We start from the raw sequence: 17,320 nt of genomic DNA, 5'->3' as shown, positions 1-17,320 counted from the left end.
AAGCGGCGAGGCTGGGTCATTTCTCCCCTAACTCGAAACCACGTCTGCGATGGTCCGCAGGCGGACGTACAGATAGCCGCCATAGGCGGCGTTGTTGTCCCCCGGAGGGGATGTCTGGCGGAACTCGTACTCGTCCACGAGTACGAGATAGCTGTAGCCCGAGGCGAGATCCTGATAGGTGACCCCATCGCCTCGCTGGGCCATGGTCTCAAACTGCTCTAGGCGAGCAAGGGTCCTGCCCTCGTACCCCACCTGCTGTCCGCTCCTGTCCTGCTCGAAGTCGAAGCAGCTCAGCGGAAGCTGGAAGATCCGCTGTCTCAGCTCTCCGGGGAGGGCCTTGAATTGCCAGCCGTTGACCTCCGGTCCGAGGGCGGCATTACTGCCGTCCCGGGTAAAGGTCAGCTTGAGCTGGAGCCATTCGGCGGCAGTGGCCGGCGACTGGAGAAGAACGTTCTCCGCCTCAGCTCCACCGGTCACGGTGATGACCGTGGTCTCACCCCCGCCGGGATCAATCACGGATGCCGTGAGGGACCCGGAGAGGGAGGCCGGTGTCCTCAAGGTCAAAAACTTGAACAATTTCCCTGTCAAGGTGTTGTACCTGACGCGGCCCGTGACGAACGTGCCGGTGGATTCCAGGCTGGTGGCGTGCTCCAGGTAGGAACCCTGCCCCCGGACCGTGAAGACCATCCTTGAGGAATTCCCCAACAGGGTCACGGAGTCTACAGTACCCGTGACGTGGGCCTGGAGGTCTGTGGCGTAGGCATAGCGTAGGGAGGGCGTGACGCCCTCATTGGCTATCGGTTGGCCCAGGTCTACCCGGTACAGCCCGGACCGGGAAGAAATGGCATTCGTCGCGGCGACGAAGAAGAACCGGTCATAACCCGCGACACTTCTCACTCCCGAAGAGTTCTCGAACAGCAGGGGCCCGTAGGCGATATCCCCGTTGTCATCGATTTCCCCGACCCTGAATCCCCGGCTCGTGCCAATACCGACATACGAGCCGAGGTACGTGGTCATGCTCAGTACGGTCTCGCCCAGCGGGAGCTGGGCCGTCTGGATGCCGCCGCTGGCGAGCGTCGGGACGGCTCCGTCCGTGTCCAAGATGAACTTGTAGATAGCGCTTTGGCTTCCGGCGTACCCGGCCACATAGATGGCGTTGGTGCCCTCGGCAACGGCGCTCCAGCGCCAGGAGCTATTCAGGTGAGTGAACTTGGCGGATGGCAGGGTGGGCCCAGTGCCTACCAGTTCGTAGACGCTGGCCCCTATGCCGGCAATGAGCCGTCCCTTCACCCATCCCATGGAGACATTGCTGGAGCCGGTGTTCCACAGAAGGGACCCGGCGCCCGTACCGGTGCCGGAGTAGACCCCAGTGGAGTCGGCAGCGAAGTACCTTGTGCCGTCGCTCGCGAGGGCCAGAATGGTCCCTGAGCCGCCCCACGTGATGGTGGTGGAGGCAGAGCCTGTGGAGGACTTGAGAGCCGTTCCTACGGCGCTCCAGTACCTGTCTGTGCCGTCATTCCAGCCCAGTACGTAGTGAGCGTTGGCGGACCCGTCAGCAATGTCCTGAGAGGTGGCCTTGAGCAGAGTCAGCTTGCCGTTGACCCACGGGTTGAGACCCGTGGAAGTGCCGTACTGGATGGCGTACTGGTTGGAGGCGTCCGGGTCCTGATAAAGGAGCCCGGCGCCTCCAATGAAAGTGGACTGGCTTCGCAGCCACCAGTCAGCGAGAGACTGCTCACCCGGGATCTCCTGCTGGTCAATCTGTTCTTTGCGGATCTGCGCCAGTTCACGCGTGAGCGGGCGATCCGGGGTGATTGCCAGGAGGAACGGCATCCCGCCGATCGCCACGTCATAGGCAATCCCCTCAGGGGTGTACGTCTCCGAAGCCCGCCCGGTTCGGGCGGATAGCGGGAGCGGCAGGTGACTGGGCAGGATGGACATCAGCCCACCCAGGCGGCAGAGCAGGTGACGTTGGAGCCTATGCCGATCGTGGAGCTGGCGGAGCTGGTCCGCAGGGTGATGACGCCATCGGTGCCAATGCGGGCCTCGCCGGACTCAGTCCCGGTAGACCAGGAGGCGCTGACATTGAAGGGTGGCCGCCAGGTGCTGGGCAGAGTTGCCATTGAGGTGTCGGTGATATTGCCGGTGGAGCTGGCGGCAATGCTGGAGCTGACCGTCATGATGACCGTCACGGCCGTGACGCCGCAGGTCCGCTTACCGGAGTAGTCATTCACGCTGAATCCCGACGATGCCGTGGGGGCGGTCATCGTCTCGATCTGGGCACTGAAAACGTCATCGGTTTTCAGGGTATTGGCCGCAGAGCGGTAGAGGTTGGTGTCTGCCGACCCGGCCCCGGTAGACCAGTTGAGAGAGCCGTCCGCGTTGATGAAAAGACGCCCGGCAGTGTCGCCCGTGACACGAATGCTGAGGGCCGTAATGGAGGAGGACGACTCATAGAGCCGTAGCGTTCCGGTCGCCGCCAGAACGGCGGCTGCCTCCCGCTGAAGGAAGGTGTCTGCCGAGCCTGCGCCGGATCCCCAGGCCAGCAGCCCGTCAGGCCCCACCTGTAGGCGGGGAATGGCGTCCCCGGTGACCCGTATGGCGGCCACCAATTCGCCGGTACCGGCCTGGAAAACCGGGATTGTGGCCACAGTCGCGCCCCCGGTAAACACGGCGGCGCCAGGGAATGTCGGGGTCCCGGCGAAGTCCGGGTTCCCGGAGAAAGCGGGGTTGCCTGAGAATGTACCGGCTGACACGGCCGGGGAGGTCAGGGTCTTGTTGGTCAGGGTCTGGGTGTCCGTAGTCCCGACCACGGAGCCGGTCAGTCCGTGGACGCCGCTGGAAGCGGCCTCATGGGTACGGAAATCGGTAGCGTCAACGGCGTTGTAGACGTGCCTGACAACGGCCCCGGTCGAATGTGACTGGGCCGAGGTCCCGCCAAATGCCCGCTCGACAGTGAGCGTGGTAGTCGCGGCACTGGTGACCTTCACCAGCTCCTCCGTCGCAGCCCCGTAATCCAGGGCCAGGATGTATGGGAAGGAGCCCGGCAGGCCGGCGACAGAGGTCACAACAAGGGTCGTGGCCCCTGCCGTGATTGACCCATTGAGGGTAGTAGCGAGGGCCGTGTTGCTGTAGAAATATGCGTTGGCCATCAGGACCCCTGATAACTGGCGAAGGTGGGCACCTCAGCGAACTGGCGTCGCTTCTCTCTGAGAAGCGCCTGCTCGTACAACCCCTGGTAATAGGCGGCCGTCCTGAGGGCGCTCTGCGGCTGCACAATGGTGCTGCGCTCTGCGGCTTCAACGGCTCTCTGCTGGAGGCGCCCCGCCTCATAGGCGGGCGCCAGACGGGCGCACGCCCCATAGAGAACCACATCCTCCACGGAGGCCGGATAGCCGGTAGTCGTCAGCTCCGCAGAACCACTGGAGAGGGCGGTCGGGGTCTTGGCGTACACGACCCGGTACTTCTGTCCGGGGACAATCTCGTCCAGGAGCTGAATGCTCTTGCCGCTGGCGAAGTCCGTGGTGTTCGCCTTGGGGTTGAACCTGTAGTTCTGGAGCGGTTGCCACACCTTGGTGGGGCCGACCGTCTCTCCGGTCACGTACCAGACGTCCATGGCCTCCGCCGGCATCTCGTACTCGAAGACCACGGAGACCCTGGTGATCTCCGTCGTTCCGAACGCCACGAGATCCGGGTAAAGGCCGGTGATGGCCTGATTGATGGCTTCCTTGACCCTGGCGCGGGGAAAGGCGGGAGCGCTGGTGATCAGCGCGTTGGCGCTGTGGCTGGCGGCCGTGGTGCCCTGGTAGCCACGGCCATTGACTCCACCCATGACGGTGACTGCACCAGTGGTGGAGTCGTAGGACCGCACGAGAACCAGCTCGTCGTCAATCTCCACCACCCCACGGCCGATGTTGCGGACATCGGCCGTGTCCACGGTGAACGTCGCTGCGGAGGCGGTCATGTCAGCGCTCAGAGCGCTGACGGTCTCCTGCGTCAGGGCGTAGCCCAGGAGCTGCTGCCGGACCTGGGCCGCCAGGGCGTTGAGAGTCGGCATCCCTACTCCAGTAGCTCGCCAACAGCGCTGGCGCTGCCGGAGTAGGTGGTCCCCAGGGAATTGACCAGGTTCAGCGTGACCGCGTTGCCCGCAGGCGCGGTCACGCTGACCGGACCAAGGGTAGAGACCGTGGCCGCCGTGTCCCGGAAGGACACCGCGACGGCCAGGATCGTGTCAGCGGCCGGAACCGCGTTCGTTCCTGCCGTCACCACTCGGGTGTCTCCATGCGCTGCCGTGGTGCGGTTGTTGGCCGCACAGACGCTGATGGTCCCCCGCCAGGTGCGCCCGGCGGGAATTGTCAGGAATGCCGTAGAGGTAGTGCTGTTCTGCACGACCACCCCGCCGCACAGATTGTTGCTCGGGTGGGTCTTTGCCGGGACCGCCCCGACTATCCCGTCAGGCATCGCCCACCTCCATGGGTGTGGCCTTGCTGAAATCGCGGCCGTATGCCATGCCGTGCTCGTCGCTGAGGCGACGGGCCTCCTCTATTCCCGCCATGCGTGTGGAATCGGGCTGTATGCCCTCTGCGCGGGCCGCCCGGTAGGCGGCAAGCTCCCTGTCCCACGCCTTCTGCGTGGTCCCGTCAAGCCCCCTGGAGGGGCTTGCCAAATAGGTAGTAGTAGCCTTGGCCTGAAGGCATTCCCCGTAGCTCCGGTGATTCTGGGTGCTGCACCCGCTTGTGCACCTGCTCATCAGTGGAACTCGCCCTCCTGGGCGCCCTCAGTGCGCGCGAGGGTGTTCGCATGCTCAGCAGTGCGGTTCAGGATCTGCTGCTCATCCTGGTTGATGAGGGTGCCGTTGCCGCCATTGCCGGTCGGCTCGCAGTGATTCGCGTCCATGATCAGACCGCCGTAAAATTCGCCTCGGTGACGCCCACGCCTGCCGCTATCAGAGCGGCCCTTACGGCGTCCGTTACTTCATACTCATGGCCACCCATGTAGACCATGGTGGCCGCAGCCATTTCATCCTGAGTAGGGAACCGGACGGCCGAGTAAACCCCGGCCGTCTCAAGGATCGTGATTCCCCTGGCCAGCTTGACCCGGAGGAAAAGCCGGTTCTCCCAGGACGCCGGACCCTCATCAACTGATGGGGTCCGGAACGTCCATGGCATCGTCAGCTCGCGTCAATGGTGCTGGTGGTTTCCACCCGGAGAAGGGCCTCTTCCCGGTAGCGGGCCCAGCCCGCGACGCCGTACCAGCCCAGGGGCCGGAATCGGGCCAGCTTGTCCACGATGGGCCCGGCCACGATGTGGAATTCCTCGGCCACGGCCTCCGCCAGCGCCTGCTGGCCGAAGTAGTAGCTCCGGAAACGGCGGACCGTGTTGTCCCCGGTACCGGCGTCCACCGCGTTGTAGCAACGCGGGGATTCCACGTAATAGGCACCCTCGTAGGTGCCCATCTCCCCGGCCCAGATGTTGCCCACGGCGCTGTACTCGTGCGGCTGGCGCCAGCCGCCCGCACCGGTCTCCGCCCGGAAGTCGTGAGCAACCTCAGGGTGCATCAGCCCGTGATACAGGCCGCCACGGCGCGGGACAGCGAGCGAGGTGCGGAGCTTCGCCACGGCCATGCGGGCGATGGCGGAATTGAAGCTGTCCGTCGCCGTCATGGTGGTGGCGACATTCGAAGAGGTCGCGTTGGTCACGTAGGAAAGGACGCCAGCCTTGCGCTGGATGAGGCGCGAACCGCCGCGAACCACCGTCTGAACAACGGTGTCGATGCTCGCTGCCGCGTTGTAGGAGATCATCGACGCGATAGCGGGATCGACATCGGAAAGCGAGAACAGCTTGAGCTTCCGGGTCCGAAGGACCGGGGTGCCGTACTCATTCAGCGTCAGCGTCTTCGTGGACGGATTGCCGACCGCGACCGAATCCGGGTCGGTCGTCTCAGTAAGAGTGCTCGTCGCCTCAGCGAGGTCCGACCACAGTTCCAGCGTGATGCTGGAACCGGGGGCGGTGAGCTGGGAGGGCCGCTTGTCCGCAAAAGCGCGGAAAAGAGGCTGAGAGCGGAGCTGAAACTCAAACAGCCTGTCATACGCGGTCTGAACCGCGTTGCTCAGGGCTGAAGTGTCGGTATATGCGTTGGCCATGACCTGTCCTGGCGAAGAGAGTCGGGGGAGGTCAGAACCAGTGCCGGGCTACCAGGAGAAGGGAGACCCATTCGCCTGCATGATCTGGGCGAATTCCTCGGGAGAGGCGTTCGCAAGCCGGTTCACCAGCTCTGCTTCCGCGCCCTGGGGCGGCGCCACACCTGTGGCGCCGGCCTCACTGATCAGCCTCATCTGGTCCTGCTGGTCAGCCGGGACCGTGCTGGGCGGGGGGCCCGCCGGGGCCTGGGGCAAACGCGCGAGCGCGTCACCGTTGGCCGTCAGCCAGTCATCCAGCTTCTCGGGCTCACCCGTGAAGAGCTTGGCTCCGCTCGGGCTGTAGCCCTTCGCCCTGAGCGTTTCGGCCACCTGGGACTGTCGCCGCTCTGCCTGAAGGCGCTCGTTCTCCGCCCGCAGTTCAGAGACTTCACCAGCGAGCTTGTCCATGCGGTCCCGGAACCACTTCGGTTCCTGTGACCCCTGACCCTGCTCCTGGCCGCCATCGGCGTAGTCATTGAAGCCGTATTCGCTCATTGCGTTGTTCTCCCGTCATCTCTTCGCGGCCTGCTCGCCCTCCGGGGGAAGGGTCTGCGCTCCGCTACCGGGCTCAGTCCAAGTGGGGCCGGTCGATCCACTCATCGGAAGAATACTTCCGCAATGCGGAATAGTGCAACTGCGCTTTAGGTCTGGCGATAGCCAGCCGAAAGGCCAGCCCTGGCTCCGCCAGCACGAGAAGCAAACAGGGCGCGCTCCTGCGAACGCAGGCGCCTGCCTGCGTTACTCGCTGAGCCTCCGGGCTCGAACACCTCTTCCTGGCCCATGCTCTGCGTCCACTCAACACCGAAACGGCGGGCAATGGCCCGCATGGGGTCCAGCGCCTCCGCAACCTGGGCAAAACCCTCCTCGGCGGCAGCACCGGAAATTCCCATCGAGACATACCGCTCGAAGGTGTCCCGGTCAGTCAAAAGACCGCGCCTCAAGGCCGCTGCGCCGATGCGCGCAGCCTCCGCCTGGCGCTGGAGAACCGGCGCAGCCCTGGCCTGGTCAAGGAAATAGGCGACAATGCCACCTTCGTCCACACCAAACATCTGCTTCAGCGCCTGGCGCTGGGCCGGATCGGCACTTTGTGCGAGGGCAGCCGCGTCATCCACGCGGCTCTTGATCTCCGTGGGGCTGACGTCCCCGGCTATCCACTTCTCGAAATCCGTGGGCGAATCATAAAAACCCTTGGGGAGTCCCGCGTCCGCCAGCACCTGGCGGTACGCGGACTCCGTTGCCAGGTACTCCGCAGGGCTCAGAACAGGGAGGCCCGCCTTCTGCCGGGCCTCATTCCCGGCGAACCGGGTCTTGTACTCCTTCGTGTCCTGAAGGAGGATCGCCACCGTATCGGCGCTGTAGCCGGCCTTGGTGTACTCGTAGATCTTCCCCGCGAGGGAACCCAGGCCATAGCTGTTGAACATGGCCGTGAGGGCGCTGAAGGCATCTCTGGAGGCCCCGGTGAGGAGCTTGTCATATTGCCCCTGAAGTTCGTATACGCGTCCCTGAGCGGCGTTCTGGCGGGCCTGTGTGGCCGCCAGCCCCTTCTGGGCTGCGGTCAGCCTCTTCTGGTATTCCTCGGCCTTCGCGCCCTTGGCGGTCTTCAGCTTGGCCGTGTAGTAGTTGACCTGGCTGTGCCACTTCCCGGCCCAGGCACTCTGCTCCGCCTGGATCTTCTTCTGCCGGGCAATCTCCTTGGGGTTGCTCGCCGGGGCGGCAAAGCCCAGCGAGCGCTGGAACTCCGGCGGGATGTACTGCGCGGGTGTCGTCACCGGAGCCTCCTAGTAGGCGAATCCGAAATCCTTCAGCACTTGATGGGCTATGCCCATGGCGCTGTCCTGGGCGTTCTGAGTCTTCCGCCACATCGGGTCAGCCCGAAGCTGCTGCTCGAATTTCCACAGTGGAGTTGCCTCGCCGGTCGGCAGGCCCTCCATGGCCTTTCGGACATACTTGTTGCTCAGGGTGTCCACGTCCGTGTCAGGCACTTCCAGTATCCGGGATACCGCTTCCACGTAAGGGGCGGCGAGATCCTGCACGGACATGCCGGCGCGGATCTGCGTGGCATAGGCCCGGTAGCGCGTGGCGGCCTGGTTCCGGATGTAGGTCTCGTGTTCCTGGATGGTGGATTTGCCTGCGGCGATCTTCCGTGTGGCGTTCTGGTACCAGGTCGTGGAGTAAGTCATCCCCATCTGGTAGGCCAGGTCATGCAGGTCATCCCATGTGGCCGCAGCCTCCCCTTGCGGGAGGCCGTCCTTGAATGACAGCTTGCTTCCCAGCCACGCCTGAAGGCGTGCATCACTCCACCCCTGGGCCAGCTTCGCATATACCGCGTCATTGAGCTGATCGGCCGTGAGGCTCGCGCCGACCTTTTCCGCCATGAGCTTGATGGCGGCAGCCGCGTTGTTGCGATCCTGCTTCCATGTGGCGGGGTCGGTGTACTTCAGGGTCAGGTATTCCCTGGCGGTGTTCGACTGCCCGCGCCACCACTTCGTGGCCTTCAGCGCCGCCTGGAAGCGGGTGGCTGACCAGGACTGGCTGACTGCCTTGTCAAAGAGCTTTTTCAGCTCTTTGCTGGAGTTGATCAGCCGGAGGCTGAGGCCGAACGATTCGGCTTGCTCGGGGATGCTCATGGGTGTCACCGTGGCCACATCGAAAGAGCCCGACGAAGAAGAGGAACCACCACCGGGCATGCCAGCGGCGATGTCAAGGACGGAGTCCACGTAAGACTTGATGGACGGCCCGCCCTGCTGGGCGGCCGTGGACATGTGCAGATCCGGATTTCCGGAGTACCAAGCCGAGGCGGCGCCACGGGCGCCGTACAGGTCCCAATACTCCTTGAGCTTCCCCCGAGCCACCGCTTCCTGAGCCTCAGGATTGGTGAGGAATTCCCCCGGGGTGAGACGGCGGCCGTAATACTGCTGAGTCCACGGCCCAATGTTCGTCTCCAGAACCTGGTACTTGCCGAGGGCCCGGCCGTAGCGAGTCGGAGGGCCCTTCGCCGTGTAATTGTTGCCGCTCTCCTGCTGGGCTATCGCGGCGAAGAATTGCTCGAAGGTAACGGCCATGGCTACGCCAGGAGGCCCATATCCGCCAGCACCTGGCGGCCGACGTTCATCGCACTGTTCTGGGCGGCCTGAGTCTGTCCCCAGCGCGGATCGTCCCGCAGGGACGCCTGGAAATCCGTGAGGCTCATCGGGGCCGGATTCCCGGCCGCGTCCAGCTTGTTGAGCGCCGACCTGATCTTCGGCGTGTAGAGATCCAGGTCTGTATCCGGAAGCTCCAGCTCCTGCGCCATCATCTGGATATAGGGACTGGCGATGTCCCTGACGGACTCGCCGGCCTCAATCTGCGCGGCGAATCCGGGATACGCCCCCGCCGCCTGCTGGCGTAGGTTGACCTGCACTTCCTCCATGCTGGCCACGCCGCGCACGATGTACGCCGCGTAGTTCTTCACCTGCTGCTCGGAGATCCGGATTCCGAGGTCATACGCCTGCCGGGTGATCTCCTTTGCGGCGGCACCTGCCATGCCGCCCAGGGTGTGGTTCTCCTGGAAGTCGATGTACTTCCCCAGGAAGTTCTGGATCTGCTCGTCACTCCATGCGAAGTGAATGGAGTCCCGGGCCAGCCTGTCCAGTTGGCTCTTGGTGAGGATGGCGCCCATCTTCACGGCCGCCTGCTGGAGCGCTATGCGCTGCGCCTCCATATTTGCCCGATAGGTGGCCGGGTCGGATGCCGCCAGCACCTGCGCCTCACGGGCGCTGCTGGAAGTCTCCTTCCACCAATTCGTATTCTTCACGGACGCCTGGAAGCGAGAGGCAGTCCACTGCCCCTCCACGGCCTGCCTCAGCAGTCGCTGAAGCTCCGGCTGGCTCTGGAAAAAGGCGAACGACATCCCGTATCGCTCGGCCAACTCGGGGCCCTCCAGGGCCTCTGTGAGGGCCGCAGAGGCGTTACCCGTTACCGGGCCACCCGGAGCCCCTGAAACGCCGGGAACGCGGCGTCCAGCCATGAATCTATCGGCGTAGTAAGAATCCCCGAGAGATGAAATCTTGACCACGTCACCGGTCCTCGGCGCGTGGATGAACTTCCCTCCACCGAGATAGATGCCCACGTGATCGGGACCGCCCTTGGAGCGGTCCGTGTCGAAAAAGACCAGGTCTCCAGCGTGAAGATTGTCAATGCCAACCGAGGCGCCAACGTTGATCTGTTCGTATGTGACTCTCGGCAGGTTGATGCCATGGGCGGCGAATGCCTGCTGAACCAAGCCGGAGCAGTCCACGCCGGAGGAGAGGCTGTTGCCTCCCCAGACGTACTGCACGCCCAGCGCCTGGCGGGCGGTGGCGATGATCTGCTCTGCGGAGATGGCCATGGCTACGCCCCGAGGCTCGGGGAGCCGAAGACCATCTGCTCAAGAGCATTCTCGTAGGTCGTCCCTGCCTGGACGACCGCGTACTCCTTGGTGTTCTTGACCTTCTGCTCCGCCAGGTACTGCTTGCCGGCCGAATCCAGGCCGCCGGAGGCGACGGAATTGGTTCCGATGATTTCCCCTGTGACCGGGTCATGTTCTGTGGTGGTGGTCTGGGTGACTGGCGCTGCGGTCTCAGCAGCCCGAAGCGCTTCCGCGAACGCGGATAGCTCACCCGTACCGGGGTCACGACCCATGAGCTGCTGGAAAGCGGACGTCGCCAACGCCTTTGCGGTGGCCGGGTCAGTCAGGTTGACGGCCGTGTCAGTTTGCGTCTTGAAGCGGGGACCAACATACCGGCGCTCGCCCGTGAGGCGGTTGATCTCAAAATCCGGATTACTCGGGTCCCGGGCCCAGCCACCCTCGGAGACGCCGCTCTGGCGGACATAGGAGGAGAGAATGTCCCACGGGGAAATCTTCCGCCGATCCGAGGATCCAACAGGGTTGTAGTAGCTCGCCTCCTCCACCAGCGTCCGCCACAGGCGAGCTGCCTCTATCTGCCCACCATCGGCGGGGATGAGACCAGACAATTTCGCCTGAGCGATAAAGTCCGCCCGGCGGCGGGCGGACCACTGGTTGAACTCGTAAACGGCCGTTTCGCCAGTAACGAACCGGTCGCCGGTTGACCACCCGGAGACACTGGGATCCAAACCCTGGGCCCGGAGCTGCCGGGCGTGGGCGTCCGTGGGGGCCACGGGGCCGCGCCCCAGGTATACAAGACCGGGGTAATTGGTCTCCGTCTGGCTCTGAGCCTGTCCGGCGCTGCCATAAAACTGCGCCAGGGCGTCCTGCTGTGCCTGCATATCAGGGCTCAGGACTCCAACGCTCCCGCCCCCGGAGCCCCCGGACGACTCACCGCGTATCGCCATCAGGGCAGCGCTCCTTCCTGCGCCATCCGCGCCGACTCTTCCTCGGTGTCCACGCCGAGGTCTCTGCTCAGGTACCGGCTGTAGAGGTCACCGAAACCCGTATCGGATTCCACGAGCTGGCCCGTGAACGCTGTCCAGCGACGACGAAGGTCGGCGTTAGCCCTGGCCCCCAGGGTCGTGAACTCGCGGGCTGACAGCTCCTGTTGGATGGCCCTGCGACCCTCCAGGTAAACCTGGAGGGTCCGGAGGTCAACCCTGTCCGGATCTCTCGCCAGCACCTCAGATGCCACGCGCTCAAGGGCGGGGATCAGGCGTTCATACTTCCTCGCATCAAAGGAGAACCAGTCCTCGGACCACTGCTCGTTGTAGTACGGATTCGCGCTGCCGTCCGGCAGCATTGGCTCTCCGAGCATGTGCACGAACGCCTGGCGCTGCGCCAGAAGATCTTCCGCGCCGGGGTCTTCCGGACTCACCAGCCCGCGCTGGACGAGCTGGGCCGTAAGGCCATTCATGGTCGCCGTGTACTGCGCCCAACCGCGACGACGGTTGTTCTCCTCCATCGCCTCGCGCGCGGTCAGCCTGCGTCGCTGCGCCTCCGGGTCGCCCGGCTCAATCGGGTGGTTGAGCTGATAGGCGTACGCCTCGGGACTGAAAGGCCCATTGCCCTCCGGGCCGATGATGAGGCTGCCCAGCTCGGGCAGCTCTCCCAGGAGGTCGGCATACTGCTGAGACAGCTCAACGGCCTGATTCGTGGCCTGCACGCCGGCCACATTCTTGCTCATGCTCTGGGCGAAAACAAAATAGTCGTCCCCGAAACGGGACAAGAATTCCATGTCTGCCGTCTCGGGGTCAGCGTCCCGGAGAATGCGATACTGCTGACGATAGAATTCGTACGCGTCCTTGCGCTGCGTGGCTGCTGGCTGGGTGAAGGCTGACGCGGCGGAGAACAGCCAGTAGTTCCGGGTCTGATCCGCTATCTGCTGCTCGGTGGGCATCGGGGCGCCCTGTGTCTCATGCAAGAAGATCGCCCTCTGCATGATCTGCATCTTGACCTGCTGGTAGCGGTAGTCGCTGGCGTCGAACGCAATGAGGAAGTTGCGCAGGGTGCCCGGGGCGGCACCCTGAAGGGCCCTGGAGGCCACCGTGCCGCCCGTTGGGGCACCGAAGGGGAGAATCCCCAGATGCTTCGCCAGCTCCGCCTGAGAGGGCTTGTCCTTGACAAACTCACCCACGGGGATGGCGACAATGGGGCCGGTCCCTGGGTTGTACCAGGGGTCTCCCTGGGTCACCAAGTTGATACTGTTCTGGCTCAGCATGAAATTCCCGCTGGTGCGCTCCGCACCCATGGCTATACCGACCGGGGAGTCCACCAGCCAATCCGGCAACCGGCCCACGATGAAGCGGTCATTCTTCCTGGCTCGCTTCCGCTCGCCCGTGGCCGGGTCAACATAGGTGCCATCCGCGAAAATCGGGTCACCATTGGCCGTCTGGAGTGACCCCATGTACGCCGGGGCGTTGTACCACTTGGCGGCATACCCCAGGACTTCGGGCTTCTCTGCAATGATCCGCGCCCAGCGCTGAAAACTCTCCGCCGTGGCGGAAAAGAAGGGCGAGATGAAACGCAGGGCCGCTGCCGCGTCGGAGCGATGCGAGATGTCAAAAACGAGCCGCTTCATGTCCCGCTCCGCCAGGCGGCGGGAAACCTCCGCTACGCGCTCCACCTCATCAACCGTGCGCGGCTTCGCGCCCTGTCTTGCGCGCTGACTCACCACCGTTTTCAGGTGGCCCTCATAGAGCTGGTTGAAGAGGGGATGCCGGGAGAGCGTCTTACTCGGCAAATTGACCGCAAAGTTGTACCACATCTGCATGATGCGGTTCATGCCGGAGAACTGAGTCACCCCAGCCTGGCCCACATTGGCCATATGGACCGTAGGCCGGTGCAGCGGGTTCTGGATGGCATCCTTCAGGAATTCGGGCGTCACACCCTCCGGGGTAAGGGCCTGGGCCCGGATCTCCGGAAGGGGGAGGTACTCGTCCACCTCCGTACGGGCGCGCAGGACGATTTCCTCCGGGGTGGTCATGGATTCCACACCGAGCCTGCGCCAATAGTCACGCCCCTCCGGGGCGCGCTTGAGCCACTGGACTATCTCCTGGTCAGAGCGGCCGGCAACGACCATGCGCTCCATGGCGTCACCTGCGATCTGCGCATTGATCGCGTGCGCCCACGCTTCAGCGTGCTTCACTTCATCATCCACAGCGCTGATGGGCCGGGCGCCATTGTCAAAGCTGCGCAGCAGGTTCGCATGGATGAGCTGGCGATTGGTGCTGAAAAGCTGGTCATAGGCCCGTGAGGGCGAGATCCGCTGGGCGTAGTATTCCGCCCGCTGAGACCCGGCGAGAGCCGCAGGATACTCCTGATCCCCAACGCGGACCTTCTGGCCGCCCTGGCGGGCAACTTTGAATTCATGCCGGGGGGCCCCAATGCCGCGCAGCATGTCTGCGCGGCGATCCTCCAGGGCAGTCACCCGAGCCTGGAGGCCGGACGTGTCGCCACCGGAGGCGCGGACACGGTCCAGCTCGGGACGGATGGCGGCCAGCTCCTCATCCACATACCTGAGGGCACGGCCCTCCAGGGCAACGGCCGCGCCCTCCAGGGCGCGGCGTGACCGGTGCACCGTGTTAGTCACGAGGTTCTTCACGCCGTAGCCGGTGCGCATGGCCATAGTCGCCGCACCGAGGGCGGCAAACTGACTGGCTATGTCATCCCCGATAGTCCTGGGGATGTAACCGAGCCTGAAGAGGGTGGCGAATTTCCAATACTGGTTCAGGGTATCGCCTGCGCGACTGACCCAATCCCGAGCGCCACCAGCACCTTCGCGCAAGGCGCGAAACATGCTGGCGTTCCGGCGGACAAGCTTGTCGAATTCCTCAAGATCGTCCAGCACATAATTGTTAACCAGGCGTGAGACGGTGTGAGGATGAACCGCGACGCCGCTGCCGTTCTCGAATGCATCCACTCGGATGGGGGGAGCGTCGGGGCGGTTGAGCATGGCCGTGCTGTACTGACGCATGTTGTCGGCCAGCCCCGTGCGCTGAGCGCGCGTGGCCTCCCATAGCTCCAGGCCCGCCTTCGGGTCCAGGCCGTACTTCTCCGCAATGCGTCCCATGGCAAGGCCGCCAAGCTGATCCAGGAAAAGGCGACGCTCACCCTCAGAGGTCGTTTTCAGGTAGTCGTTCAGGATCTTCTGGCGCTGGCCGCCAGTGAAGCCGGGAATGCGGGCAAGCTGTGCTCGCAGCTCCGTGACATTCTCCTGGCGGAACGCCGCCCCGTTGTCCAGCTCCAAGAAGCCATTCGGATGTGCATTCTTCATGGAACGCACGAGCGTGACCGGAACGGAGAACGCGTCTCCGATGCCCCACAGACGGGTTTTGACCATCCCCGAGTTGACCAGGATGTCCGTGCCCTCCGGGGCTGCCACGGGGGTGATCCTGCGCCGGAACTGGCGGCCGAACTGGGCGTCCGCCTTGGCGTCCTTGGCGGGACCGGTTGCGTATGCCCGCTGAGCCTCGGTGCGATTACGCGCTGCGGTAAACTGCCAGCGGCTCAGGTGAAGCTGGTCTATCTCGTCGGCGTGCTCAAGGATCTGGTTGTACCGGGACACCAGAGCCTCATCGGCACTGATGGCGCCATTCAGGCGCTCAATCTCCTGACGGATGACCCCCTGCGCCGCCTGGGGCAAGCGCGCGCCATAGGCGCTCAGGTTTGACCCCAGAACGGAGATCCGGCTGCGATAGCCGTCCATCCGCTGCGCAGCCAAAGCGTTTGACTGCGCCAGCCGCTCCGCTGCGGCCACATCACCCATTCCGACCCGAATGAAATCCCGGACCTCATCCGGGCTCTTCAGCACGGAATTGATGGCCCCCAGGCGGGGGCCCATGGCGCTCTTCAGTGCCAGGTCCGTGTTGTTGACCAGGGCCGGATTGTCCCGGTTCTCGTCCAGGAAGTTGATCAGCCGCTGCATGCGGCTGTCATTCACCAGCCGGTCAATGTCGTCCGGGCTCCAGCCGCCTTGAGGGCGGCGAGCAGTGGTGGCCGCCTGGCGCGCCTGACCGGCGACCTTCAGCGCACCCGTGACCGGATCGGCAAACCAGCGGAGAGCGAAATCGTCATAACCGCTGATGAGCCGGAAGCCCATGCTGCGCTCACGCAGGCCGGCAATGAATGCATTGCCCCCACGGGGATCGACCGGCATCCCCATTTCCTCAAGGAGTTGCTGCTGCTCCTCAGGGGAGTATTGATCCCAGTCCGGCGGCAGCATGGCCGCCGGGGGCGTGTAGCGGACAAGGGGGCTGTCTACCGCCTGCTGAGCGTTGCCGGTCTCGCCCAGGATGCCGAGTTGGTTCAGGAGCGGACCCGTGCCAGTGAAATTGCTGATGTTCCCGAGAATCTGTTCCGGCAGGGATGATTCTGCGTAAGGAAGCTGGAAAGCCTGACCAGGGCTGATGTACTGAGCGGCCGTCCATGTGCGACTCCACTCGTCGGCGGAGAGGAGCTGACCGGGGCGCTGGCCCATGAGGATGGCGGTGCTCAGCGGCTGAGAGACGTAGTTACTGTAGACGTACTCATAGGCGGCCGTGAAGGACTCCACACCCCGCTGCGTGACATCGCCCGCGAAATTACCAAGAGCCCGGTTCCGGGACTCATCCACATCGCCATCGGGATCGAATTCGACGTGAAGGGGGTTGATGTAGCGATCGACCGCGTTCAGACCACGAGTGGTGGCCTCAATACCAGAGGCGATGGCATTACCTGTATCCTCAATGAGGTCCGTGAACCAATTCCCCACGACTCACCCCATCTCGCTGGACGGATACAAGTCGATCTGCTCGGGGGTGCGAATCATGGACCTGGCGAGGCCGTAGCCCGCCAGGTCGGCCGGGGGGCCATAGAGGGCCATGTCCACAGCCAGGGCCGGGGCATCCGGGAAAGCCTCGAAGTAGGCACCCATGTCAGCCAGCCAGGTATCCATTAGGCAGTACCCCCGGCCCGGCCCTTGATGTAACGCACCAAATTGCGGGCGGCTTTGGAGCCGCCGCGATTGGCCATGTGCTCTAGAGCCGGGAGATACCCTATGAGAGTCCGCATGTCCTCGTCGGGCTGCTGACTCAGCCCCAGGGCCTCAGTGCCGGGCCCGGCACCCAGGGCGGCGCCGGCAGTGACCGGCACATCCGGACTGCCAGTAGGCTCACCGAATCCGGTGAGCCCTGACAGGTCGATCGGGACACCAGCGGCAGCGGCTTCGCCGCCCTCGGTCGCCCCGAGGGGCGCGCCCTGCTGGAGCTGGCGCAGCTCCTGACCCTCGCCATAACCGCCGCCGGTCGGCACGCGGACCGGCTGGCCGCCCTGCGGCCCGTCAGTGCGCTGCGACAGCGGGCCGGGCCCGGAGACGGGTGCTCCCCGCTCGGGCTGCCGGTACCCGCCGCGTCCGCCGGACGGTGTGGTCATCGTGCTCCTTGATCACTTTACGGGCGCCCGTAAAGTGATGGCTCAGTGAACAGGGTTGGCGTTGGCGCCGGTCGGCGTGGCCTTCGGCGCGAAAGTGGTGTTCGCCCAGCCGGGGCCAGTGTCAGCCTCACCCGCCGAGCGGGGGTTGTCCTGATTGCTGGACTCCAGCGGCATCTGGGTGTGGATGCCAGCCATGTCGCCCTGAAGGTGAAGCTGGGGCTTCTCGGTGCCCTCGTGGAACGGGTCACCAGCGAATCCGGGGTTGTCCATCACTTGCTCCTCTTGGTCTTATGCATATAGCAATA

At 64.3% G+C, this 17,320-nt stretch carries 15 protein-coding genes; all 15 read right to left on the bottom strand.

Annotated features, from left to right (window positions below; all coding sequences use genetic code 11):
• Positions 1 to 27 precede the first annotated feature (27 nt).
• Complete coding sequence (locus tag ACSNOC_RS09745) at positions 28 to 1,941, bottom strand: hypothetical protein (RefSeq protein ID WP_436746906.1); 1,914 nt, start codon at positions 1,939 to 1,941, stop codon at positions 28 to 30.
• The gene (locus ACSNOC_RS09740) at positions 1,941 to 3,152 is read right to left on the bottom strand and encodes a hypothetical protein (protein ID WP_436746905.1); all 1,212 of its coding nucleotides are present in this window, start codon (positions 3,150 to 3,152) and stop codon (positions 1,941 to 1,943) included. The genes ACSNOC_RS09745 and ACSNOC_RS09740 overlap by 1 nt, the downstream gene beginning before the upstream one ends.
• A complete protein-coding gene (locus ACSNOC_RS09735; protein ID WP_436746904.1) occupies positions 3,152 to 4,057 on the bottom strand; it encodes a phage adaptor protein in 906 nt (301 codons plus the stop codon). The genes ACSNOC_RS09740 and ACSNOC_RS09735 overlap by 1 nt, the downstream gene beginning before the upstream one ends.
• A gap of 2 nt (positions 4,058 to 4,059) precedes the next feature.
• The gene (locus ACSNOC_RS09730; RefSeq protein WP_436746903.1) at positions 4,060 to 4,461 is read right to left on the bottom strand and encodes a hypothetical protein; all 402 of its coding nucleotides are present in this window, start codon (positions 4,459 to 4,461) and stop codon (positions 4,060 to 4,062) included.
• A 288-nt stretch (positions 4,462 to 4,749) separates the two neighbouring features.
• Positions 4,750 to 4,896 carry a hypothetical protein gene (locus ACSNOC_RS09725; RefSeq protein ID WP_436746902.1) on the bottom strand — a complete coding sequence of 49 codons (147 nt, stop codon included), beginning with the start codon at positions 4,894 to 4,896 and terminating at the stop codon, positions 4,750 to 4,752.
• A 274-nt stretch (positions 4,897 to 5,170) separates the two neighbouring features.
• Positions 5,171 to 6,142 (bottom strand): N4-gp56 family major capsid protein, encoded by a 972-nt coding sequence (locus ACSNOC_RS09720; protein ID WP_436746901.1) that lies wholly within the window; start codon positions 6,140 to 6,142, stop codon positions 5,171 to 5,173.
• A 48-nt stretch (positions 6,143 to 6,190) separates the two neighbouring features.
• Positions 6,191 to 6,673, bottom strand: coding sequence for a hypothetical protein (locus ACSNOC_RS09715; protein ID WP_436746900.1), 483 nt, complete (start codon positions 6,671 to 6,673; stop codon positions 6,191 to 6,193).
• Between the two features lie 146 nt (positions 6,674 to 6,819).
• The gene (locus ACSNOC_RS09710) at positions 6,820 to 7,947 is read right to left on the bottom strand and encodes a hypothetical protein (protein WP_436746899.1); all 1,128 of its coding nucleotides are present in this window, start codon (positions 7,945 to 7,947) and stop codon (positions 6,820 to 6,822) included.
• A gap of 9 nt (positions 7,948 to 7,956) precedes the next feature.
• Positions 7,957 to 9,240 (bottom strand): hypothetical protein, encoded by a 1,284-nt coding sequence (locus ACSNOC_RS09705; protein WP_436746898.1) that lies wholly within the window; start codon positions 9,238 to 9,240, stop codon positions 7,957 to 7,959.
• A gap of 2 nt (positions 9,241 to 9,242) precedes the next feature.
• A complete protein-coding gene (locus ACSNOC_RS09700) occupies positions 9,243 to 10,544 on the bottom strand; it encodes a C40 family peptidase (RefSeq protein WP_436746897.1) in 1,302 nt (433 codons plus the stop codon).
• Positions 10,545 to 10,546: 2 nt separating this feature from the next.
• Complete coding sequence (locus tag ACSNOC_RS09695) at positions 10,547 to 11,443, bottom strand: hypothetical protein (protein ID WP_436746896.1); 897 nt, start codon at positions 11,441 to 11,443, stop codon at positions 10,547 to 10,549.
• A gap of 65 nt (positions 11,444 to 11,508) precedes the next feature.
• Positions 11,509 to 16,356, bottom strand: coding sequence for a hypothetical protein (locus ACSNOC_RS09690; protein ID WP_436746895.1), 4,848 nt, complete (start codon positions 16,354 to 16,356; stop codon positions 11,509 to 11,511).
• Between the two features lie 3 nt (positions 16,357 to 16,359).
• A complete protein-coding gene (locus ACSNOC_RS09685; RefSeq protein WP_436746894.1) occupies positions 16,360 to 16,539 on the bottom strand; it encodes a hypothetical protein in 180 nt (59 codons plus the stop codon).
• Positions 16,539 to 17,015 carry a hypothetical protein gene (locus tag ACSNOC_RS09680; RefSeq protein ID WP_436746893.1) on the bottom strand — a complete coding sequence of 159 codons (477 nt, stop codon included), beginning with the start codon at positions 17,013 to 17,015 and terminating at the stop codon, positions 16,539 to 16,541. Before ACSNOC_RS09680 ends, ACSNOC_RS09685 begins: the two co-directional genes overlap by 1 nt.
• 42 nt (positions 17,016 to 17,057) lie before the next feature.
• Positions 17,058 to 17,285 (bottom strand): hypothetical protein, encoded by a 228-nt coding sequence (locus tag ACSNOC_RS09675; protein WP_436746892.1) that lies wholly within the window; start codon positions 17,283 to 17,285, stop codon positions 17,058 to 17,060.
• Positions 17,286 to 17,320: the final 35 nt, after the last annotated feature.

It is taken from the genome of Streptomyces sp. URMC 129 (assembly GCF_051386415.1).
Lineage (GTDB): Bacteria > Actinomycetota > Actinomycetes > Streptomycetales > Streptomycetaceae > Streptomyces.
The sequence above is the reverse complement of the archived record's forward strand: the minus strand, read 5'-3'. Positions and strand labels throughout refer to the sequence as shown.